Below are 20776 nucleotides of genomic sequence, written 5' to 3' on the forward strand. Positions count from 1 at the left end.
TAGCTTACTCCTCTTCTTCATAGAGCTCTTGGTATCTTTCCTCGTTCTCCTCCACTATGTCCATTATGACGTTGTAAAGGTTAGGGTCAAGCTTTTCTAGCATTTCGAAGATACCCGTCTCTCTCCATATGGTGTACATCTCTATGGCAGTCTCCAAAGAAACTTCCCAAGCGGTCTTAACAGACTTACCCACGTCAAAGGGTATGGCGAGCCTCTTAGCTCTTAGGTTTTCCATGTTGTCAGCCATCTTGGGTCCCCAGTCTGGGAAAAAGTCAGGCTGAAGCATGTCAGCGGACAGCTGGTTTCCTGTGGTCATAACCTTCAGAAGAACACGGCCGTAAGGCTTTAGAAGGTCCTTAGTAGCTTCAAAGGCGTTCCTTACAGCAACCTCTCTCATTATGGCCACTAGTCCACCTGGGTTGTTCACGAAAGGACATCTGATCCAGCAGGTAAAACACTGAGAACATGCCCATATATACTCGTGCATCATATCGTAGAGGACTTCTACGTCATCTTCCAGGAACCTTTGGACTATCTCCCTCGGAGAGTAGTCAAAGAACCTGTTAGAGGGGCAAGAGGCGGTACATACACCACAGTTCAAGCAGCCAAATATATACTCTTTAAAACGGAAGTCGGATTTGACTTCCTCTATTACCCTAACCTTTTCTTCCCAAGGCACAGCCTTGGTTTTTTCAGATATGGGTAGGTTGTATCCGTATATATGCCCATCCATAACTGTCACCTCCTTCTTTTATAAACCTACGCAACCGTATGACTTTAGTCAAATAAGTTCTGCTTATATGCATATAAGCATAAACTTATGGAAACCATAAAAGAAGACCTACAGGGTAATGACCGCATACTCACCGCTCATGAGCTTATCCAAGAAAGCAGCACCGCCTATGATGCCGTCGCAGAGTTCTGGGTTTACGTCTTCTTTCTTGTAAATATCGGTAAGATCTAAGGAAGGTACACATAGGTATATCTTGACGCCTGCTTCCTTTGCCATCTTTATAAAGTCGTAGACTGTCTGCTCTACACCTGGCCTTACTTTCACCTTCTTAGCGTTATCTTTCATAAGTAGGAAACCTGCTTCTGAGGTTATGACCATTTCCACTTCGTAGTCCATTGTGGTCGCTGCTGTAGCAAGGAAAAAGGGAGCACCAGCCTGAGGGTTTATGAGTTCTCCTGTGGTTGGTTCTGCTCTTTCAAAAAAGGGCACAGTGAGAATGTAGAAGAGAAGCTTTTCATAAGCCATGATCAACCTCCTTTATACGAATATAATCATAGGCTTGTCAGCTTCTAAAACGTAGTTTATAAAAGTAGCCGCTCCAGCAGGTGGCTCAAGCCCATCGATAAGATCTTCATACTTGTAGCCAAAAAGCTCCATAGTCATCTGACATGGGATTAGCTTTACGTCAGCTTCCTTACAAGCTTCTAAAAGTTCTGGTATGCTAGCAACTCCGTGCTCCTTTATGGTTTTCTTCATCATGAATGTCATGAGGTCTGTCATACCTGGTATTATGCCCATTATCTGCGGAGGTCCAGGCATTATAGAGGAAATGGCATTAGTTATTTGGTTTTGCATGGAAGGGGGAAAGGCCATAGGCATGGCTGGATTTCCTAGGGGGGAGATCTTTAACTCGTGCATCTTCTTTTTATGGATGATGTTAAGACCGTAGAAGGTAAAGAATATAGCTGTTTCAACGCCTAAAGATGCCGCGGTTGACGCCAGTATGAGTGGCGGATAGGCCATATCCAAAGTTCCTTTCGTGGCTATTATAGCCAACCTTTCAGCCATAATGTTCCCTCCCTTACTTCTTCTTTATGTAAAAGATTATCTTGCCACCCTCCTCCACCACTTCCAACAGCTGATGCCCAGTCCTGTTGCAGAAGGCTGGTATATCAGCTTTTGCACCTGGGTCAGTGGTGATGACTTCCAGTATTTGACCAGACTGTAGCTCTTCCAAAGCCTTCTTTGTCTTTAACACCGGAAGGGGACAATTAAGACCAGAAGCATCCAAGGTCTTGTCAGGTGTTACTGTTGCCATACTTTTCACCTCCTAACTTTATTGAACTGAACTATATCATAAATTATAGAACCAGCCTAAGGACTTTCCTTAATTTTTACTTATGAATTTATAAGTTTGTCTTAAGCCCCAAAAGGTTTATAATTAGAAGCATGCACATAGAAGATCTTCGCACTAGTGCCTGGAGGTTGAATCAACGGCTAAAGTATATAGCACAAAGGGGACAAATCCTAGAAGGGGAATACGAAGCAACGGTAAGGGAAATAATTGGACGCATAAAAGAAGAAGGCGATAAAGCTTTATTTGAATACATCAAAAGGTTTGATGGTTTGGAGTTAGACCAGGATACCGTTGAGATACCGTACGAGGAACTAGAAAAAGCTTACGAAGAGATAGACGAAGAAACTAGACAAGCCTTAGAGATAGCACACGATAGGATAAGAAGATTTCATGAGAGGCAAAAGGAAAACTCCTTCTTTGTGGAGGAAGAGGGTGTAATTCTTGGAATGAAGGTCCAGCCCTTGGAGAGAGTTGGGGTATATGTACCTGGAGGCAAGGCAGCTTACCCCTCTACTGTGCTCATGAACGTAGTGCCTGCAACAGTTGCTGGTGTTGAAGAGGTCATCATGATAACACCCAAGCCAAACCCTTACACCCTGGCTGCGGCCTTCATATGTGGAGTGAGTAGAGTTTTTCAAGTAGGTGGGGCTCATGGCGTAGCAGCCTTGGCCTTTGGTACTGAAACTATACCCAAGGTGGACAAGATAGTTGGTCCGGGGAACATATACGTAGCCCTTGCCAAAAAACTTCTGTACGGAGTTGTAGATATAGATATGGTAGCTGGACCTTCTGAAATACTCATCATATCCGATGGCAGCGTGCGGGAAGATTGGGTAGCCGCAGACCTTCTCTCTCAAGCAGAGCATGACGAGCTTGCTGGAGCCTTTTTGATAACAGACAAAGAAGAACATGCTAAGAAGGTAGTAAAAGCAGTCTACGAGATGCTTAAAAACCTATCAAGGAAAGAGATAGCCCAGAAGTCCATAGAAAAGTTTGGCACCGTCTTTTTGGTAGAAGATCTGTACCAAGCCTGTCAGGTAGCCAACCACATAGCCCCGGAACACTTAGAGGTGTTAACAGAAGAACCCTTTAAATTGCTCCCTTATATAAAACATGCAGGTGCTATATTCTTGGGAAGGTATACACCTGAAGCTCTTGGAGATTATATACTTGGTCCAAACCATACACTTCCTACAGGAGGTACGGCCAGGTTCTTCTCACCTTTAGGAGTGTATCACTTCATCAAAAGAAGTTCTGTCCTCTACGTAACAGAAGAAGGTTTTAGAGATCTTTCAGACCATACCAAAGCTCTCGCCAAGGCAGAAGGTCTGGAAGCTCATTGGCTCTCCGTTAAAATAAGAGAAGAATCATGAAAAAGCTTGCATTACTAGCAGCTCTCGTTCTTCTGTATTCTTGTGCTCCTTTGGTATGTCCTGAGGCTTCAAACCTTCAAAGCCAGTACTCTGTAGACAACTCACCAAAGAGTTATAGAGCGAAGCTTTTTGTTAGGTATGGCCTCTTAGGAATGCCCATGGAGATAAACAAGGACGAAAAAGAGTACTCTGTCACTGGGTTGAAGGGCGAGCTTATAAAGTTTACAGGTAAAAGAATATGTCTGACTTCAGCATGCTTTGACCTTCCTGTGGGACCTGACGGCATCATCTTTGGCAAGGTTCTAGACGGAGACGAGAAGGTAGAGTGTTCCCTCGGAAAAACTATCTTCTACAAAGACGAAGGACAATATGTCAAAAAGGTAATATTTTCAATGAATACTTTGGAAAGAGTAGAGCTTCTGGACAAGCATAACGGAAGAACCATCAGTGTTGAGTATCCTACCCAAAAGGTTGGTAGTTACTACAGAAGTGTAAAGATAGACCTTGGTGATATTAGCTTGGTGGTGAACGTGGATGAGGTTTACTTCTGATGTTTCCGGTACTATTTGAGTTCTTTGGGATAAAGGTTTACACCTACGGCGTGCTTATAGCTCTGGGAGCTCTGCTTGCCTACACTTTGAGCATAAAGCTTTCCAAAAGAGAAGGTTTAAACACTGCACATGTGGAAAATACCTTCTTTATAGCCCTTATGCTTGGTGTAGTAGGTGGTCGCCTGGCCTACGTTATAGAACACCCAGAGCAGGTAAAAGGCATAGTAGATATCATATCCATCTGGAACGGGGGTATGGACTTCTTTGGTGGACTCTTTGGTGGAGTCCTTGGTGCTTTGTTTGGTGTATGGTTTTATAAGCTTCCAGTATGGAAGATAGCTGACATAAGTTCCATATCCCTGAGCCTTGCTCACGCCATAGGAAGACTTGGTTGCACGTCTGCAGGTTGTTGCTATGGTAAACCTTTCCCAGGTGAAGCTGTAGCTTCTCCTGGAATACACTTCTCTGATAAGTTTCCCTTCTTTTATGTAGTATTCCCAGAAGGAGCAGTGGCTCCACCTTATATGCCCCTGTACCCCACACAACTGATGGAATTCATAGGTCTAATGCTTATATTCCTTATGCTTCTATTCTTTTACAGGAGGAAACCCTTTGACGGCTTTGTGTTCTCTATCTATATGTTCCTTTATGGTCTTTTGAGGTTCTTTTTGGAGTTTTACAGAGGAGTAACACCACCTATAGAAGCCATAGGCCTTACGTGGAATCAAGTAGTATCCATACTTATGGTTATTTCATCTTTCCTGTTATTCTTTACACTAAGGAAGTCGAAGAGAGAAATTAGAGCATAGTAAAAGCTTTAGGGCATGCCAAGGTAAACTAGGTCACTAGTCACTTCAACAACGTTAGAGGAAGCTCCAACTTCTTTAAAGACCCTTAGTGCCTTAATAAGGTATTCTCTAGCTGCAACTTTATTGCCTTTATCACGGTATAGCCAGCCAAGATACTTGTATGCTGTTCCCTCTAGATACTTGTCTCCCACTTTTTGAGCTCTTTTCAGTCCATCAAGCAAGTAATGTTCTGCATTCTGAAAGTCTCTTATCTCTCTGTAAGCATTGCCAAGATTAATCTCTGTAATTGCATATTCGTGTTGATTTCCGTATCTATCAAAAATATCCATAGCCCTTTTAAAATACTCTATGGCTTTTTGGTAATTACCCTGTTTTAAGTAAATTACAGCGATGTTAGTATATATTGGAGCTCTATCTTTTTCATCTACTTTTAATTCTAAGGACTCTTTGTAATAAGAGAGAGCGTTGTCAAGTTCTCCTTTTCTGCGGAAAATCATCGCAATGTTGCTTAAATAGTCAGATTCGGCTCTTTTATTACCTAGATCCCTCGCCAGCATAAGGGCTTTGTTGTAATAAAAAAGAGCATTATCTAACATACCTTTACCATCATATGCCAGACCTAGCAGACCGTATATGTACATGAAATCGGATTTTTGAAGAGCATATTTTTCTGCATTTTTAAGGTAGTTTATAGCCTGATCATAGTCTCCAACTTGTAAGTAAGAAGCTCCTAAACAAACATAAGATACAAGATCTGAAGGATATAGTTTTATAGCTTTCTTTCCTTCTTCTATTGCCTTTTCGTAAGCCTGAGCAGCATAGTAATTGACGCATTGGTCTACTGGGCTTTGAGCGTGGGATAAAGATAAACCTGTGAACGTAAGTAAAACCAGAGGAACCAGGAAGGTTGACGTTTTCATTTTAATACCCCCTGTTGGCCTACGATGGTCAGTTTCTTTCATATTGTCCTAAAGAATACCACAGAATAGGGTCTATGTCAATAAGGTGTCCAGGGCTAAGAAACCGAAGTGTGTAATAGTTATGGTATAATAAATTAAAAATAAAAAGTAAATAATATGCAAACCGCATACATGCGAGACCAATTTCACTCTTATCCAGCTGTAATTCAACAGGATGTTTATAACTTGATGAATTTCAAAAATAAAATTCTATATTGACTTTTATCGAAATTAGATTGTTTATATGCATATTCATCTATCTGTGCAGCATCTTTATAGTCCTTAGCATTTAAAATGCTAAAAGTTTTATATAGTAGAAACCTTTTTATTATACTTGCTTTTATTTTACTTAATGTATATCTTAAAAACACACTTCTCGTGGCCTTGTGCTCTACACTGCACTTCTTTAACGTCTATGTTTTTATCCAAAAGCTCTCCCAAAAAACCCCTGAAGAATCCAGCCATAGGTTCACACACAGGACTTGTACTTTTCTTGATGGCCTCTACAAGGATAGACCCTTCTACGTATATCTCCTGCTTTTCTATGTCGTATTCAAATATGTCCAGGAGTCTGGAAGACTCAGCTATTATGGTCAGTACATCAAGAGCATCCGAGAGAGTGTCTACGTAAAGGTTGTACCTTTCCTTTAATATCTTTGCACCCTTTTTCCCTCCGTACTCGGCTGCCTTTTTGATGATCCTGTCTATGCCAAACTTAGAGAGTTTGTGTACATCCCTGTAGCCATCTATGAGGGCGGCTCTGTGGATAAGTACAGACTCCCTTTCTATAGCCTCTGCCAGAAGCTTAAGCTTATTGCCTATATGTTCCATCCCAGGCTCCTAAGTTTTTCCTTCCCTTCTTCTGATATTTTATCCTTACTCCAGGGAGGTTCGAACACAAAGTTCACTACAACATCTTTAAGCTCTGGGAAGCTTTTTAGTATGTGCTCCCTGACATGTTGAGCAAAGTAGTTTTTTGCAGGACAGCCCTGTACTGTAAGTGTCATGTCTATGTAAGCTACATTGCCTTTTATTTGTACACCGTAGATGAGCCCAAGGTTTACTATGTCCAACGGTATCTCGGGATCTCTTACTTCCTTTAGCTTTTCCAGTATTGCCTGCTCCATAGAAGCTTAAATATAATACCTTAGGGGCTATACTTCTATACAACTTGACTGGGTTTAAAGCTCCACGTATACTTTATTGAGTAATGCACACTGTGTTAAGGATAAGGACCAACAACAGGACTAGCTTTGTCAACATAACTAGACAGGTAAGAGAGGAAGTAAGAAAGTCTGGAGTAAAGTCTGGCCTTTGTGTAGTGTACGTACCACATACTACAGCTGCTGTATTCATAAACGAAGGTGCAGACCCGGACGTGATAAAGGATATAGCCTATGCTTTGGAGAAGCTTATACCCTGGACAGATAAAAACTACGCGCACGCTGAAGGAAATTCCGCTGCTCACATAAGGAGTAGCATAATAGGAAACTCAAGGATAGTACCCATAGAAGATGGGGAACTACTCCTTGGAACCTGGGAAGCTATATTTTTGGTTGAGTTTGATGGTCCCAGAGAAAGAAAAGTGTACATAAAGATAATAGGAGATTAACACGTATGGATTATGTGATAGCTTTCTTGATCCTTATCGGTGTCCTTGTAATAGTTCACGAGCTCGGTCACTTTCTGTTCGCAAAGCTTTTTGGGGTAAGGGTAGAGATCTTTTCCGTTGGTTTTGGACCTTCCATCCTAAATAAGCAGATGGGAGAAACTCAGTACCGCATATCCCTTATCCCTTTAGGTGGGTATGTGAAACTATACGGTGAGGAGGATAACACTTCGGATCCTAGAGCGTTTTCTAGCAAATCTCCTATCCAGAAGATACTCATAGCTTTTGCAGGCCCTTTGTTCAATTTCCTGTTTGCTATCTTGGTGATATCCCTTCTCTGGATGTACGGTATGGATGTACCAAGTTATGAGCTTGAAAAACCCATAGTAGGCTACGTCGTAGAAAACTCCTTAGCAAGCAGGATGGGAGTGAAAGAAGGAGATCTCATAGTGGAGGTAAATTCAAGACCTGTGAAAACCTGGCAAGATGTAAGAAAAGTCTACATGCAGGCTCTCACAGATAAAGAAATAGAATTGAAGGTACTAAGGGGTTCTGAGGTTATCTCCCTAAAAGGGGCAAAAGTAGGCCTTAACGAAAGCTTGGGTGTGGAGCCCTTAATACCACCAGTTGTAGGTCATGTGCTAAAAGGTTCTCCTGCATACGATGCTGGCATAAGACCTATGGACGTTGTGTTGGAGATAAACGATGTGCCTGTGAGAACTTGGCAGGATATAGTCAGAACTATGTCCAAGGTTCAGGACCAGGTAGTAAACCTAAAGATTAAAAGAGGTCAAGAAGTCTACGAGAAGACTGTAGTAGCTAAGAAGGATCCAAAGACGGGAAGGTACATACTTGGCATAGCTCCTGATATAAAGACTGTTAAGATAAGGAAGGGTCCTATCGATGCTCTTTATACGGGTGTAGAAAGAACCTACGAGCTTTCCGTACTCACCCTAAAGTCCATAGCTGGCATGATAACCGGTAAAGTGCCACTTAGGGATTCTTTAGGTGGCCCACTAACTATAGCCCAACTAGCTGGCGAATCAATACAGCAAAGTTACACAGCCTTTTTGAACATGATGGTGTTAATCTCCATAAACCTGGCCCTCATAAACCTTTTACCCTTACCAGTCCTAGACGGTGGCCTTATCCTTCTGTTTGTCTTAGAAGGTATAAGAAGAAGACCCATGCCCGAAAGGTTTAAAGAAATCTGGTATAAGATAGGTATAGCGCTTGTAGCCTTACTTACCCTTCTTGCCCTTACCAACGACCTTATGAGGTTTTTAAGACATTAGAAGGGTCTTTCTGGAACTTTCTCCCAATCCCTTAAGAAGAGCTCTATCCCCTTGTCCGTCAATGGATGTTGGAAGAGTTTTTTCATAACCTCAAAGGGCATGGTGCATATGTCTGCTCCTATGAGCGCCGCTTCAATCACATGCATAGGATGTCTAACGCTGGCTACTATTATCTGTGTGTCAAACTCGTAGTTGTCAAAAATCTGCTTTATCTCCCTTATGAGCTTCATGCCCTCAGAAGAGATGTCGTCAAGCCTTCCTACAAAGGGTGATACGTAACTGGCTCCCGCCTTTGCAGCTATCAGAGCTTGGGCTGGAGAGAATACTAGGGTTACGTTTGTGGGTATACCCTCTGACTCTAGCACCTGTACCGCCTTCATACCTTCGGGTGTCATAGGGATTTTGACTACCACATTTTGACCTAGTTCAGCAAGCATCCTACCTTCTCTTATCATACCTTCTGCGTCGCGTGAAACCGTTTCGAGGCTTACAGGACCGTCTACGAGCTTTAATATCTCCTTAGCTACCTCTAGGAAAGGTCTTCCCGTCTTGGCTATAAGAGTTGGATTTGTGGTAACACCATCAAGGATTCCCCATTCTAAGGCTTGTTTTATCTCATCCACTATGCCCGTGTCTAAGAAGAACTGCATGTTTAAACCTCCTTGAGAAGTCTTTCTGCTTTTACAACACCAACGAAGCTTTTGACTATTATACCATCCTTAACCACCAAGATGGTGGGTGTTGCAAGCACTCCCAGCTCCTTAGCTATACTTAGTCCTTCATTCGTCCCTACGTTGATCTCTAACACTTTGCTATGCTTTTTTAGTTCTTCTATGTGTTCTTTCATAACTTTGCACGCCGGACATCTCTCAGAGTAGAAGTACATAAAACCATCCTTTAAAAAGTCTACCTTTTTACCCACCATCCTTCCAGAAATATAAACCTTAATGAGTTTACCTACAGAGAGGCTTATGACAAGGACAGCTGCGAGAAGAAGAAGACTTTTCAAGTCCATGTGACTATTCTACCACTGTTACAAACAGAGGTTTGAGCCCAAAGTATAACCTCCAGATTTTGAGGGTGTACCTGTAAGCATAAACTACGCATCTTCCTGTATAGGAAAGCTCCGCAGAGGATCCTTCAAAGAACTCCTTAAAGGAAGTACCTTCTACGAAGATAAGAGCATCGTCGTAGGGTAAGGATACGAAAACTCTGTTGTCCTCCCTCCAGACTAAGGAAGGTTTTCCGCAAAAGCTTATTATCGTGATACCTTCATTTATGGCTTTGGGAAAGTCTTCAGCGTTCTGCACTCTGAAGGGTATAAAAAGATAGTTTCTCATCATGTAAAAGCTGTCTTTGTAGCTAGGGAAAAGAAACCTTATGCCTACCTCCCTTATGTAGAGTTTGACATGATGATCCAAGCCTCCCAATACCTTGTTTTCCCATCCTTGGGATACATATCTTTCCGCAAGGGTTTTTAAGTCTACTAGCCTTCTAAGCCAGTTTAAAGCAAGCTTTCTGTTTAGCATGTAAAGGAGAATGATGATGGGAAAGAAGACAAAAAGGGTTTTCTTTTTCTCTAAAAGGGCATCCTTTAGGTTTACGAGCTCTAGTAGGTAGCTTTTGTCTCTTTCTAACCTCCAACGATACTTCTCCTTAAAGGGGTGTGCTATAACCTTTAGAGGACCACACTCCAAAAGATCGCCAAGGATTCTACCTTCCTGGTCTGTTATCTTTCTCTCAACGCCGGCTAGCATACCATCCGTACAAAAAGCTTTCACATGGTCGTTATCGTGGTCCGTGATTATCACAAAGTCTAAGTCCTCTTCTTCTTTTGCCCTTTTTACATCCTCGGGCTTGCCAAGGGAGTCGTAGGAAAACTGCGTGTGCAGGTGTATCTGGTAGGAGTATACAAAGCCCTCAGGTACATGGAGTACAGGGACCCCCCTTCTTGTTCTGACATACATAACTGGGTACAAGGTAAACATAAGGAGATATAAGGCGAGGAAAGATACAAGCCATATCATACAAGGTTCATCCTCTCTCTTACTTCTTCAAGTGTCTGTCTTGCAATCTTAGAAGCTGTATGCGAGCCATCCAGAAAGGCATGCTTTATCTGTTTTATGTTTTCCTTTGCCTTTTGCCTTTTCTCTCTTATGGGTTCCAAAAAGGCTTCCAGTCTTTCAAACATCATCCTCTTGCAATCAACACAACCTAATGCACCTTTCTTACAGTCTTCTTCTATCTGCTTTACTGTAACTTCCTCCGTAAATATCTTGTGGTAGAAGAAGACAGGACATATCTCAGGCCTTCCTGGATCTCCCTTCCTCAGCTTCTGCGGGTCTGTGAAAAACTTCATCACTTTTGATTGGACTTCTTCCTTGCTGTCTGCAAAGTATATGGCGTTGTTGTATGATTTGCTCATCTTCCTACCATCTGTACCAGGGAGTTTGGACGTAGGTGTAAGCAAGGCCTCTGGTTCTGGAAAGGTCTCGCCGTAGAGGTAGTTAAACCTCCTAGCTATTTCTCTGGTGAGTTCTATGTGTGGAAGTTGATCCTCACCCACCGGAACCCCTTTTGCCTTATAGATTAATATGTCTGCAGCCTGGAGTACTGGATAGCCTAGGAAGCCAAAGGTGTCCGTCTCATAAAAGTCCCTTTTGGAAACGTTTATCTCTCTTAGGATGTCCCTGGCCAGGTAACCTTCAAAAATACCCTTTATAATGCTCTGAGCCATATCATCTACAAGCTGCTCTTCCAAAAGTTCAAAGTCTTCCACCTTGTAAGGTAGTTTAGCAACCACCTCCTTGACTATATCCCTGATGGAGTTCTTGATCATAAGCTCCAAGTCCGAGATCCTAAGAAGGTTGTACTTCAGATCTTTGTAAGTAGGGTTCCACTCAAGCCAGCTTTTTGGTGTTATCATACCAAGTAGAAGATAAAGCTCGGCGTGTTCTTTCACCTTTGACTGTATGAAGAGTACGCTTTTCTGTGGGTCCAATCCTAGGGCTATCCAGTCTACCATAAGCTCTTCTATGTTTTCATGTAAGGCAGAGATGTTCTTATAACCTGTCGTTAAGGCATGCCAGTCGGCCACGAAGAAAAATGTTTCGTGCTCTTCTTGGAGCTTTACCCAGTTTTTTATGACTCCAAAGTAGTGTCCAAGGTGTAGTTTGCCCGTAGGGCGCATTCCGCTCACTATTCTCATAGACTATGATTTTAATTGAGAAGGGATAGGATGTAATGCTTTAGAGTTATGGCTGGTGTGTAGTTGGGTGCTATCTTAAGAGCTTCGTTTACCTCTCTGAGTGCGTCATAGTACTGACCCTTTGCCAGATATACCCTGGCTAGGTTAATGTGCGGGTAGTGTCTAGGTTCGTAGTTCTTTGCCGTCATCGCTAGCTTTAACCATCCTATGGCCTCGTCATACCTTCCGAGGGCTATAAGATAAGCACCTATGTCATTGTAAGGATTACCGTAGTCTGGGTCTAATTCTATGGCCTTTTTACACAGTTCTATAGCCTTTTCAAAGTCTCCAAGCATGCTGTAAGCCCATCCTAGAAAGGTATAACCTTGAGCTGTAGGATATAGCTCTATGGATTTTTCATAAAGCTCTATTGCAGCTTTTATATTTCCTGCCATGAGCTCGCGGTACGCCTCCTTTAAGAGCCTTTCTGCATCCTTCCTGAGGTCCTCCATAGAGTCTAAATATATATAACTAAGATTTTTTGACAATACACTGTTAAGTTTTATCTGGTGTATAATTATGGTAATTTTTAAGCAGGAGGTGTTGTATGTTTGAGTTCTCAGATAGGATAAAGGCGCTCCCACCCTACCTCTTTGCCCAGATAGACAGGAAGAAGAAAGAAAAGATAGCCCAGGGGTACGATGTGATTGACTTGGGTGTTGGAGATCCCGACATGCCAACACCCGAACCGATAGTAAAGGCTATGCAGAAAGCCGTAGAAAAGCCAGAGCATCACAGATACCCATCCTACGAGGGTATGTACTCCTTTAGAAAGGCTGTAGCAGATTGGTACAAAAGGCGCTTTGGAGTTGACCTTGATCCAGAGAAAGAAGTCATAGCCCTTATAGGTTCCAAGGAAGGTATAGCTCACTTTCCTCTGGCTTTTGTAAACCCTGGAGACATAGTACTCTGTCCCGATCCTGCATATCCCGTTTACAAGATAGGTACCATCTTTGCTGGTGGTGTTCCTTACATAATGCCCCTAAGAGAAGAGAACAACTTCCTACCAGACTTTAGGTCGATCCCCAAAGATGTACTAAAGAGAGCTAAGATAGTGTGGGTAAACTATCCCAACAACCCTACATCTGCAGTAGCTACAAAAGAGTTTTACAAGGAGTTGGTAGATTGGGCAAAGGAAAACAACCTCATAGTAGCTTCAGACCTTGCTTACTCGGAGATATACTTTGATGGCTACAAACCCCCATCCATACTTGAGGTAGAAGGTGCAAAAGAGGTAGCCATAGAGTTTCACTCTCTATCCAAAACCTACAACATGACTGGATGGAGGATAGGTTTTGCCGTAGGTAATGCAAAACTCATAGAAGGCTTAGGTAAGGTGAAAACCAACGTAGACTCTGGACAGTTCCAGGCTATACAGGAAGCAGCCATAACAGCGCTAAGCATGCCTGAGGAAGAAGTTCAGAGGATAAGGGATGTCTATTGGGAAAGAAGGAAGACTATGGTAGAAGCACTCAGGAAGGCAGGTCTTGAGGTTGTAGACTCAAAGGCTACTTTTTACCTCTGGGTCAAAGTTCCAAAGGGATACACCTCAGCTCAGTTTGTGGAAAAACTCCTTGATGAGAAAGCCATAGTCTGTACTCCAGGAAGCGGTTTTGGAGAGTATGGAGAGGGCTACTTTAGAATATCCCTGACCGTACCCACCCAAAGACTTCTGGAGGCTGCTGAAAGGATTAAAAGTTTAATAATATGAAGGAGCTATGGCTCTCTGAGATAGCTACAGGTGTACCCACCGTTGAAGGAAGCATGACCCTCGGAGATGTCCAGAAGGTGTTTGAAGAGTACGGTATATTTGACAACCTCGTAGTCCTAAGGAGTGGTTTGCCTGTAGGTATAATCTACAGGAACGAAGTGAGGCGGGCCACTTGCTGCAAAAAGGACCTGAAGGTAGAAGATCTAGTGCACACACTCCCTAAGCTCAAGGACGTTAGGGTGGCTGTTGATGAGATCTACAAGCTGATGGAGCTCTTTGGACCGTCTGCAGCTCCAATACTCGTAGTAAACAGAGAAGGTAAGTACATGGGAGTACTGTACCCTCAGGTAATCTTACACTTTCTAAGCATGTACAAAGAGGCGAGCATACCCGTATTTAGGCGCATCTCAACCGTACTGGGCAAACCCTATTACCTGCATGTGTTTTTCCTTGAGGGTATAAAAGCCTTCCAGGAAGCAGTGGGTTCTTCAAAGGCTCAGCTTTTACTTAAGGCTTTTCAGGAGTTAGTTAAAGATTACCTTGAGGGTGATCTGTTCCTTTCTAGTGAAGAAAGAGAGATCTACTTACTTTCAAAGGAAAAGGCCCTTGATTCAAGAATAAAGGAGCTCATGCAGGAGTTTCACAAGGAGTTTTCGTTACTGTACGCGGGGGCTGATCCCGTCTACGTGCATGGTTATTCGGTGAACCTTTCTAAAGTACCAAGCATGGAAGACCTTTACAAACTAGATGCAGAGCTAAAGAACAGACTCTCAAAGGTCAAAGACGTATCCTTCTTTATAAACCACGATCTTATACCCTCCGTAGTGGTATGTGAGTACAGAGCCAGGGAAGCACTTCCAATAATAAGAGAAAAGCTAAAAAGGGATGTGAACACCATAGTGGCACAGTTACAGAAGACAGACAGAGAACTCTGGGAATACGTGCTATACGATTTTTTCAAACAGTTTCCTTACTTTGAACTTTTCTACGTAATAAACGAAAAGGGTATTCAAATATCCAACAACATAGTCAATCCAAAGATAAAGTATCCTATCAAAACAGGTAAAAAGGGAGCAGACAGATCTCAAAAGGACTACTTTATCGCAGCTGTGAAGGAAGGTTTTTACATAACCAACGTCTACATTTCTCAAGCAACGGATGACTTTTGCATAACTGTATCCGAAAAGTTCACCTACGGAGGAAAAACTTACGTACTGGCATGTGACATAAACTACAGGGAAATACACAGGCTTCTAAAAGGTTGATAACATGATGTACAGGCGTCTAAAGGGTTTGGTGAGGTTATATTATTAACTCTTAAAACATTGGGAGGAAAGAAAGATGCTTTCAAAGGAGCAACTAGAAGTACTGAGAAGTAAGCTGCTGGAAGAAAGGCAAAAGATACTTGAGCGCTACAGGAAAAAAGAGGACACCCAGGCGGTCATAGAAGAGCAGGTAAAAGAGCCCGGAGACCTCGAAGACATAAGCCAGATGACTTACACTCAAGAACTTTTGGATAACCTTTCTGCTAGGGAGATGATGATACTAAGAGAGATAGACTACGCCCTTCAAAAGATCCAAGCAGGCACTTACGGCATATGCGAGTACTGCGGAGAAGAGATACCTTATGAAAGGCTTTTAGTCCTTCCATGGACCCGTTACCACGCAGAGTGTGCTGAAAAGGCAGAAGAAGAAGGTATAGTACCTACCTATACAACCCAAGGCTTCGAACCAACACTTCCAGAAGGCGAAGACGAACAAATTAGGTTCCAAAGGGAAGACATAACGGAAGCCTGATGTTTGAATTCTACCTACCCATTGAAATATTCTTTGGACGTGGTAGTGTAAATAAGGTCGGAGAAGTTGCAAGGCGTTTTGGACTGAGCGCCATAGTCATAACAGGTAAAAGCAGTGCGAGAAAAAGCGGCGCATTGGAAAAGGTAGTAGACTCACTAAAAAAGCACGGAGTGAAGGATGTTTTTGTTTACGAAGGAGTTGAGCCTAACCCTACCAACACGCAGGTGGATGAGATAAGCAGGATAGTAGTAGAAAGAAAGATAGACCTGATCGTAGGGTTAGGTGGTGGTAGCTCCTTAGACACGGCAAAGGCTGTAAGCATAGTGTCTTCCAACGAAGGATCTGCCTGGGACTATGTAAACTATCCAGAAGGTCCAAGGCTTTTGCCCTACCTCAACAGACCTACCATATGTATACCAACCACCTCAGGAACTGGTAGTGAGGTAAACAGGTACTCTGTCATCTCAAACCCAATAAGAAAGGAAAAGCTGGTCATATCTCACTCTCTGTGTTATCCAAAAGCCGCTATAGTGGATCCAGAGCTTACCGTCACCATGAGTCCCAGGCTTACGGCCACCACTGGTATAGACGCTTTCGTGCATGCTCTTGAGTCCCTCACCAACAAAATGCACAACCCTCTGGCTGATGAGTTCGCCATAAGGGCTCTGAAGATAATAAAGGAGTGGTTACCCATAGCTTACAGAGAACCTGAGAATATACAGGCCAGGGAGATGATGTCTTACGCCAGCATGCTCGCGGGTATAGCCATAGACAAGAAAAGGGTGGCCTTAATACACGCTATGGAACATCCTGTATCCGCTCACTACCCAAGCGTAGCACATGGTGACGGTCTTGCCGCCTTGGCTTTGGCCGTGACCAAGTTCAACTATCAGGGTAACCCAAGGAAGTACGAAATTTTCGCCGAAGTGATGGGAGAAGATCCTAAGCCTCACAAAGCAGTAGATGCTGTTGAAAAGATGTTAAAGAGTGTAGATATGCTCATATCCCTCAGGGACCTGGGGGTGGAGAAAGAGAAGTTAGAAAGGTTGACCGAAGACGTTTACATGCTTGCTCGTAACACCTTTAGCATAAATCCAGTAGAGCCAAGTTATGAAGACCTGCTAAAACTTTACGAGGAGGCTTTCTGATGGAGATTTCTCATGCCATTGTCTTGGGCGTAGTGGAAGGCCTTACAGAGTTCTTGCCCGTATCATCCACAGGACACCTTATACTTACGGCCCACCTCCTTGGAATCCCTCAGGACAATTTTACGAAGAGCTTTGAGATATCCATACAGTTAGGAGCCATACTGGCAGTCATGCTCCTCTACTGGAAGAAGCTACTTACAGATGTAGAAGTCATTAAGAGGGTAATCCTAGCCTTCTTACCTACAGGTATATTAGGCTTTCTACTGTATAAGTTCATAAAAGTTTACTTGATAGGTAATGAGCTGGTGGTTGTCCTCTCCCTCTTTTTTGGGGGCCTGTTCCTTCTCTTCGCAGACAGGTTCTGCGAAAAAAGGTGCTACCTAGATCAGATAAATAGGCTACCCTACGTCAAGGCTGTAGCCATAGGTCTCTTTCAGTCTTTAGCCATGATACCAGGGGTATCAAGATCTGGGGCAACCATAATAGGTGGGATGTTTATGGGTCTAAACAGAAAGGAGGCAGCTGAGTTTTCCTTCCTGCTTGCCATACCCACCATGCTTATAGCCACAGCTTACGATCTTTACAAGTCCCACTCTGAGTTTGTTGTAGAAGATTACAAAATCCTGGCCATTGGTTTTTTATGCGCTTTTTTGACAGCCCTAGTGAGCGTTAAAACCTTCTTAAGGTTTATATCAAGCCACTCTTTTGTACCCTTCGGTGTCTACAGGATATTTATCTCTATAGTTTACGCCCTCTTTAAGCTACGGTAAAACACAGCACGCGTAAAGAAGAGCCATACTATCACGTAAGGTACGCCAGATACGTATCTGGTTATTTCCCACGTGTCAAGGTAGAGCATTACAAACACGCATATGGGTGATATTGGCAGAAGTTTCTTTAACAACTCCTCATCCACAAGATCGCTTATGGCAAGGTTAACACCTTTCTGCTGGTACATGTTATAGACCATCCTGGGTAAGAGATGGGCAAGGCCTCCCATAAGGGTAGTTCCCACAAATCCGAACAGGAGGAGATCCATATGGTAAACGAGCATCTCTCCCACCAATCCCTTAGCAGCCATAAGAAAACCCACAAAAAGGCCAACGGGTAGGTAGAAAAGACCAAGCAAGAAGTATTTGACAACCAGAGGGATCTCCCTAGGCATACGCCTCTTTAGGAAAATCTGGGCTACCAACCATAGAAAGTAACCTGCAAAGGCAAAAACCAACAGACTAGAAAAAGCCACCAACCTATAGTCGCCTATGTAAAAGGAAAGCAAGAAGATGGGCACTCCCAAAAGAGATAGGTAAAAAAGTCTTCTACCCTGCTTTATGTTTACTGTTTCCATAAGGAGCATGGGTACCCAAGCGTACTCCACTCCAAAGACCACGTTCATCATAAAACCTACAGTCATGCTATGGACTGCAAGGGCTTGGTGCACTATATGCATCTCAGAAAGCAGGAAGAACAAACTTCCCAGAAAGAGATAAACACTACCCAGGAGGAGCATCCTGACCGTTATGGGTTGTAAGTTCCTAACAGAAAGAAGTACATGTACAAAGAAAAGGCTTACTGTGATAGCATGCAGCACAGAGGCGTACAGAGCTTGCCCAGAGAGTAAAAGCACAGGAAAGGTAAGAGAAAGGGCAAACACCAGATAAGACAGTTTAGGAAAGGCCAGGCTTCTGTTTTGGGAGTTGGGGACTATCTGGTACATGGCGGCCATTATGGCGTGGGCCATAAACCCAAAGACACCCATCTTCCAGGCTGTAGACATATCAAAAGGCTTTATAACAACCATAAGGAGAAGCTCTCCTATGGCGAGCAGGAAGAAGTAAGGCGACACCTTAGACACATAGAACATAAGTTTAAACAGTAAGTAATTAGATACTGACTGTCAAGTCTTACACCCTTGATTTATACTATACGGGTGTACAAACCGCTCGTCCTAGCTCTCTTAGCAAGCCTAGTATGGGGAATAGCTCCCATATTCTTCAAGCTAGGTCTAAAGGAAGGTCTTCTACCCGTTCATGCCCTGGTGATCCATAACCTGATAGCCTTCTTGAGCTCCCTAATCGTATCCCTCAAGTATCTTCATCAGTGGCAGTTTACGGTAAAGGGTTTTCTTCTAGTTGCTTTCGGTGGCTTTCTCTCTGGTTTTTTAGGTCTTCATTTCTTCTACAAAGCTCTCAAAACAGGTGATGTTTCCCTGGTTTCACCTGTTGCTTCAACCTCTCCCCTATGGGCTTCTATTTTTGCCCTCACCCTCTTACAAGAGGAGATAAACCTCCTTAAGCTCGTTGGAATTGTGCTTGTGGTATGTGGAATAGCCCTGCTGAGCTACGCTCAAAGGTAAAGGCCTCTCTTTTTGCTCTACTGGCCGGTTTTAGCCTTTTTCTTCCTTTTTCCAAGTATGAGCTCTGGTTTACCATGCCTGTGGGTATGTTTCTCTTACTCCTGAGGAAAGAAGGATACATATGGCTTCTGGCAGGTCTAGCTTTCTTCTTTCTATCGTTGGAGTGTGCCAGCATACCCATGGTAAAGTACGCAGGTCTAAACCCTGTAGTAGCCTACTCCCTTGTGTTCTTTTTAGCCTTTTTTCTTTCTTTACTTCAGTTTTACTTCCCTGTAAGGCTCTTCAAAAACAGGGATGTACTTCTCATCTTAGCCTTCTGTGGCATTGAGATCCTTAGATCTTACTTCCCATACGGTGGTTTCCCCTGGCTTATCAGTGGCATAGTCCTCTCTTACGTGCCTGTAGCTAAATACAGCCTCTACTACCTTACCGTCTACGGTGCCAGCCTAGTCCTCTGGTTTTTTGTGCTTGCCCTTCTGGGAAGAAGGTTTAAGTACGCCCTTATCCTTGTCCTTTTTCCTTTTGCCCTTGGTACAGTCCAGCTTTTAAAGCTAAACAGGGAGTATGGCAGAGGTAAGGAGTTGTACATAGCGGTGGTTCAGACGGCAGTACCACAAGATGTAAAACTAAACTGGCAGAGCTTTGAAAAGTACACTCCAGAGATACTTGCTATGGTAAAGGGTGCTGTAGAAAGAGGTGCCAAGGTGATCCTGCTTCCCGAGACAGCTCTACCCCTCTTCTTTGACTTGGAGGATCCCACCATCCAAGAGCTCTATCAGCTCTCTCAAAAGTCTGCCATTGTGTTTGGAATAGTAGATTTAAGGAATTCAAAGAACAAGGTAGAACCCTATAACTCCGTTTATCTTTTCTACAAGGGGAAGGTAGAAAACTACGACAAAGTTAGGCTCATGCCTGTGGGTGAGTACGTTCCTTTTCCCTTTGGTTTTCTAAAGGATCTTGTACCAGCCATATCTGGCCTGGACTACCAACCTGGTAAGGAGCTAAAGCCCCTTGAGGTAGATGGTGTAAAGATGGCTACTCCCGTGTGTTTTGAGATAGCCTACTGGGATCTGGTTAAAAGGCTCTCCAGAGATGCCAAGCTTATAGCAGTGTTAACCAACGATGGGTGGTTTGACGACAGCCAATGTGCTTCACAACATTTCAGATGGGCAGTAGTTAGAGCCCTAGAAAACGGCCTACCTGTACTCTGGGTAAACAACTCTGGTTACAGCGCCTACATAGACCACATGGGCAACGTGGTAAAACAACTGCCCTACTCCAAAAGGTCTATACTCTTTGTTCATGTCAGGATCAAAGATTAACTTGCTCCCTAACATCATTTCCCTTTTAAGGTTCCTGCTAAGCCCGCTTATCCTTTTGGTACCCAGAGAAAGACTTTTTCCCTTCTTCTTGGTACTTGCCTTCTCGGACTTCCTTGATGGTTTCTTAGCCAGAAGGTTAAAGGCCGAAAGCTCCTTAGGCAGGATTTTGGACCCTCTGGCAGACAAAGCGATGAACTTTTTTGCCCTTTATACTACAGTCTTCAAGTTTAACCTAATTCCAAGTTATATATTCTGGAGCCTTGTCCTTAGAGATATTCTCATAGTCCTTGGTGGCCTACACATGACCATATCAAAGGGTGTGGTACCCAAAGCCAGACCACTTGGCAAGCTCACCACCTTCATGGTGTCTTTTCTGGTGGTTATTTCCCTTTTAGGATTTAACCATCCCATCTTCTATTACTTATGTCAGTTTTTTATACTAGCCTCCTTCTTAGACTACGTTTACGTATATCTTAGGAGTTTTAGGTAGGTTTTTATTTATTTTATTT

General features: G+C 43.2%; 26 protein-coding genes. 13 read left to right on the forward strand and 13 right to left on the reverse strand.

The window, feature by feature from the left end:
* Positions 1-4 precede the first annotated feature (4 nt).
* The 4 genes from B5444_RS05895 to B5444_RS05910 all read right to left on the reverse strand — a co-directional run bounded on the left by B5444_RS05895 (position 5) and on the right by B5444_RS05910 (position 2051).
* Positions 5-733 (reverse strand): 4Fe-4S dicluster domain-containing protein, encoded by a 729-nt coding sequence (locus B5444_RS05895; RefSeq protein ID WP_079654297.1) that lies wholly within the window; start codon positions 731-733, stop codon positions 5-7.
* Positions 734-841: 108 nt separating this feature from the next.
* Complete coding sequence (locus tag B5444_RS05900; protein ID WP_079654298.1) at positions 842-1258, reverse strand: DsrE family protein; 417 nt, start codon at positions 1256-1258, stop codon at positions 842-844.
* Between the two features lie 12 nt (positions 1259-1270).
* Positions 1271-1804 carry a DsrE/DsrF/DrsH-like family protein gene (locus tag B5444_RS05905; protein ID WP_154021748.1) on the reverse strand — a complete coding sequence of 178 codons (534 nt, stop codon included), beginning with the start codon at positions 1802-1804 and terminating at the stop codon, positions 1271-1273.
* 10 nt (positions 1805-1814) lie between these two features.
* Positions 1815-2051: a sulfurtransferase TusA family protein gene (locus B5444_RS05910; RefSeq protein ID WP_079654300.1), complete on the reverse strand. Its 237-nt coding sequence runs from the start codon at positions 2049-2051 to the stop codon at positions 1815-1817.
* A 131-nt stretch (positions 2052-2182) separates the two neighbouring features.
* On the opposite strand from B5444_RS05910, the gene hisD reads away from it, so the two are divergent.
* The 3 genes from hisD to lgt are packed head-to-tail and all read left to right on the forward strand — an operon-like array spanning position 2183 to position 4823.
* Complete coding sequence (gene hisD / locus B5444_RS05915) at positions 2183-3463, forward strand: histidinol dehydrogenase (protein WP_079654301.1); 1281 nt, start codon at positions 2183-2185, stop codon at positions 3461-3463.
* The gene (locus tag B5444_RS05920) at positions 3460-4014 is read left to right on the forward strand and encodes a hypothetical protein (protein WP_079654302.1); all 555 of its coding nucleotides are present in this window, start codon (positions 3460-3462) and stop codon (positions 4012-4014) included. The genes hisD and B5444_RS05920 overlap by 4 nt, the downstream gene beginning before the upstream one ends.
* Positions 4014-4823: a prolipoprotein diacylglyceryl transferase gene (lgt, locus tag B5444_RS05925; RefSeq protein WP_079654303.1), complete on the forward strand. Its 810-nt coding sequence runs from the start codon at positions 4014-4016 to the stop codon at positions 4821-4823. The genes B5444_RS05920 and lgt overlap by 1 nt, the downstream gene beginning before the upstream one ends.
* Before the next feature lie 8 nt (positions 4824-4831).
* Here lgt and B5444_RS05930 read toward each other — a convergent pair whose 3' ends face one another.
* The 3 genes from B5444_RS05930 to B5444_RS05940 all read right to left on the reverse strand — a co-directional run bounded on the left by B5444_RS05930 (position 4832) and on the right by B5444_RS05940 (position 6909).
* Entirely contained in the window at positions 4832-5785 is a 954-nt protein-coding gene (locus tag B5444_RS05930; RefSeq protein WP_079654304.1) for a tetratricopeptide repeat protein, read from the reverse strand.
* Positions 5786-6127: 342 nt separating this feature from the next.
* Entirely contained in the window at positions 6128-6613 is a 486-nt protein-coding gene (locus tag B5444_RS05935) for a V4R domain-containing protein (protein WP_079654305.1), read from the reverse strand.
* Positions 6601-6909, reverse strand: coding sequence for a metal-sulfur cluster assembly factor (locus B5444_RS05940; protein WP_079654306.1), 309 nt, complete (start codon positions 6907-6909; stop codon positions 6601-6603). Before B5444_RS05940 ends, B5444_RS05935 begins: the two co-directional genes overlap by 13 nt.
* Positions 6910-6992: 83 nt before the next feature.
* Here B5444_RS05940 and B5444_RS05945 point away from each other — a divergent pair, with 83 nt between their 5' ends.
* Positions 6993-7394: a secondary thiamine-phosphate synthase enzyme YjbQ gene (locus B5444_RS05945; RefSeq protein WP_079654307.1), complete on the forward strand. Its 402-nt coding sequence runs from the start codon at positions 6993-6995 to the stop codon at positions 7392-7394.
* Positions 7395-7399: 5 nt separating this feature from the next.
* Positions 7400-8686: an RIP metalloprotease RseP gene (rseP, locus tag B5444_RS05950; protein WP_079654308.1), complete on the forward strand. Its 1287-nt coding sequence runs from the start codon at positions 7400-7402 to the stop codon at positions 8684-8686.
* Here rseP and fsa read toward each other — a convergent pair.
* From fsa to B5444_RS05975, 5 genes are read right to left on the reverse strand one after another with little or no spacing between them, the layout of a single operon-like run.
* The gene (gene fsa, locus B5444_RS05955) at positions 8683-9336 is read right to left on the reverse strand and encodes a fructose-6-phosphate aldolase (RefSeq protein ID WP_079654309.1); all 654 of its coding nucleotides are present in this window, start codon (positions 9334-9336) and stop codon (positions 8683-8685) included. The genes rseP and fsa overlap by 4 nt on opposite strands.
* A 2-nt stretch (positions 9337-9338) precedes the next feature.
* The gene (locus B5444_RS05960; protein WP_079654310.1) at positions 9339-9701 is read right to left on the reverse strand and encodes a thioredoxin family protein; all 363 of its coding nucleotides are present in this window, start codon (positions 9699-9701) and stop codon (positions 9339-9341) included.
* Between the two features lie 4 nt (positions 9702-9705).
* The gene (locus B5444_RS05965; protein WP_079654311.1) at positions 9706-10713 is read right to left on the reverse strand and encodes a PHP domain-containing protein; all 1008 of its coding nucleotides are present in this window, start codon (positions 10711-10713) and stop codon (positions 9706-9708) included.
* On the reverse strand, positions 10710-11894 hold the full coding sequence (gene trpS, locus B5444_RS05970) for a tryptophan--tRNA ligase (RefSeq protein ID WP_079654312.1): 1185 nt from the start codon (positions 11892-11894) through the stop codon (positions 10710-10712). The genes B5444_RS05965 and trpS overlap by 4 nt, the downstream gene beginning before the upstream one ends.
* 11 nt (positions 11895-11905) lie before the next feature.
* Positions 11906-12385: a tetratricopeptide repeat protein gene (locus B5444_RS05975; RefSeq protein ID WP_079654313.1), complete on the reverse strand. Its 480-nt coding sequence runs from the start codon at positions 12383-12385 to the stop codon at positions 11906-11908.
* Between the two features lie 95 nt (positions 12386-12480).
* On the opposite strand from B5444_RS05975, the gene B5444_RS05980 reads away from it, so the two are divergent.
* From B5444_RS05980 to uppP, 5 genes are all read left to right on the forward strand, one after another.
* On the forward strand, positions 12481-13644 hold the full coding sequence (locus tag B5444_RS05980) for an LL-diaminopimelate aminotransferase (RefSeq protein ID WP_079654314.1): 1164 nt from the start codon (positions 12481-12483) through the stop codon (positions 13642-13644).
* A complete protein-coding gene (locus B5444_RS05985; protein WP_079654315.1) occupies positions 13641-14909 on the forward strand; it encodes a PDC sensor domain-containing protein in 1269 nt (422 codons plus the stop codon). The genes B5444_RS05980 and B5444_RS05985 overlap by 4 nt, the downstream gene beginning before the upstream one ends.
* Positions 14910-14985: 76 nt before the next feature.
* Positions 14986-15441 carry a TraR/DksA family transcriptional regulator gene (locus B5444_RS05990; RefSeq protein ID WP_079654316.1) on the forward strand — a complete coding sequence of 152 codons (456 nt, stop codon included), beginning with the start codon at positions 14986-14988 and terminating at the stop codon, positions 15439-15441.
* A complete protein-coding gene (locus tag B5444_RS05995; protein WP_079654317.1) occupies positions 15441-16589 on the forward strand; it encodes an iron-containing alcohol dehydrogenase in 1149 nt (382 codons plus the stop codon). Before B5444_RS05990 ends, B5444_RS05995 begins: the two co-directional genes overlap by 1 nt.
* Positions 16589-17359 (forward strand): undecaprenyl-diphosphatase UppP, encoded by a 771-nt coding sequence (gene uppP, locus B5444_RS06000; protein WP_079654318.1) that lies wholly within the window; start codon positions 16589-16591, stop codon positions 17357-17359. Before B5444_RS05995 ends, uppP begins: the two co-directional genes overlap by 1 nt.
* Here uppP and B5444_RS06005 read toward each other — a convergent pair.
* Positions 17335-18453, reverse strand: a complete 1119-nt coding sequence (locus B5444_RS06005) for a hypothetical protein (RefSeq protein ID WP_079654319.1) — start codon at positions 18451-18453, stop codon at positions 17335-17337. The two genes, uppP and B5444_RS06005, sit on opposite strands and share 25 nt — an antisense overlap.
* A 66-nt stretch (positions 18454-18519) precedes the next feature.
* Here B5444_RS06005 and B5444_RS06010 point away from each other — a divergent pair, with 66 nt between their 5' ends.
* From B5444_RS06010 to B5444_RS06020, 3 genes are read left to right on the forward strand one after another with little or no spacing between them, the layout of a single operon-like run.
* On the forward strand, positions 18520-18945 hold the full coding sequence (locus B5444_RS06010; protein ID WP_172838434.1) for an EamA family transporter: 426 nt from the start codon (positions 18520-18522) through the stop codon (positions 18943-18945).
* A complete protein-coding gene (lnt, locus tag B5444_RS06015; protein WP_079654321.1) occupies positions 18909-20267 on the forward strand; it encodes an apolipoprotein N-acyltransferase in 1359 nt (452 codons plus the stop codon). The genes B5444_RS06010 and lnt overlap by 37 nt, the downstream gene beginning before the upstream one ends.
* 1 nt (position 20268) lies before the next feature.
* Complete coding sequence (locus B5444_RS06020; RefSeq protein ID WP_172838436.1) at positions 20269-20757, forward strand: CDP-alcohol phosphatidyltransferase family protein; 489 nt, start codon at positions 20269-20271, stop codon at positions 20755-20757.
* Positions 20758-20776: the final 19 nt, after the last annotated feature.

The organism is Thermocrinis minervae (assembly GCF_900142435.1).
GTDB lineage: Bacteria > Aquificota > Aquificia > Aquificales > Aquificaceae > Thermocrinis_A > Thermocrinis_A minervae.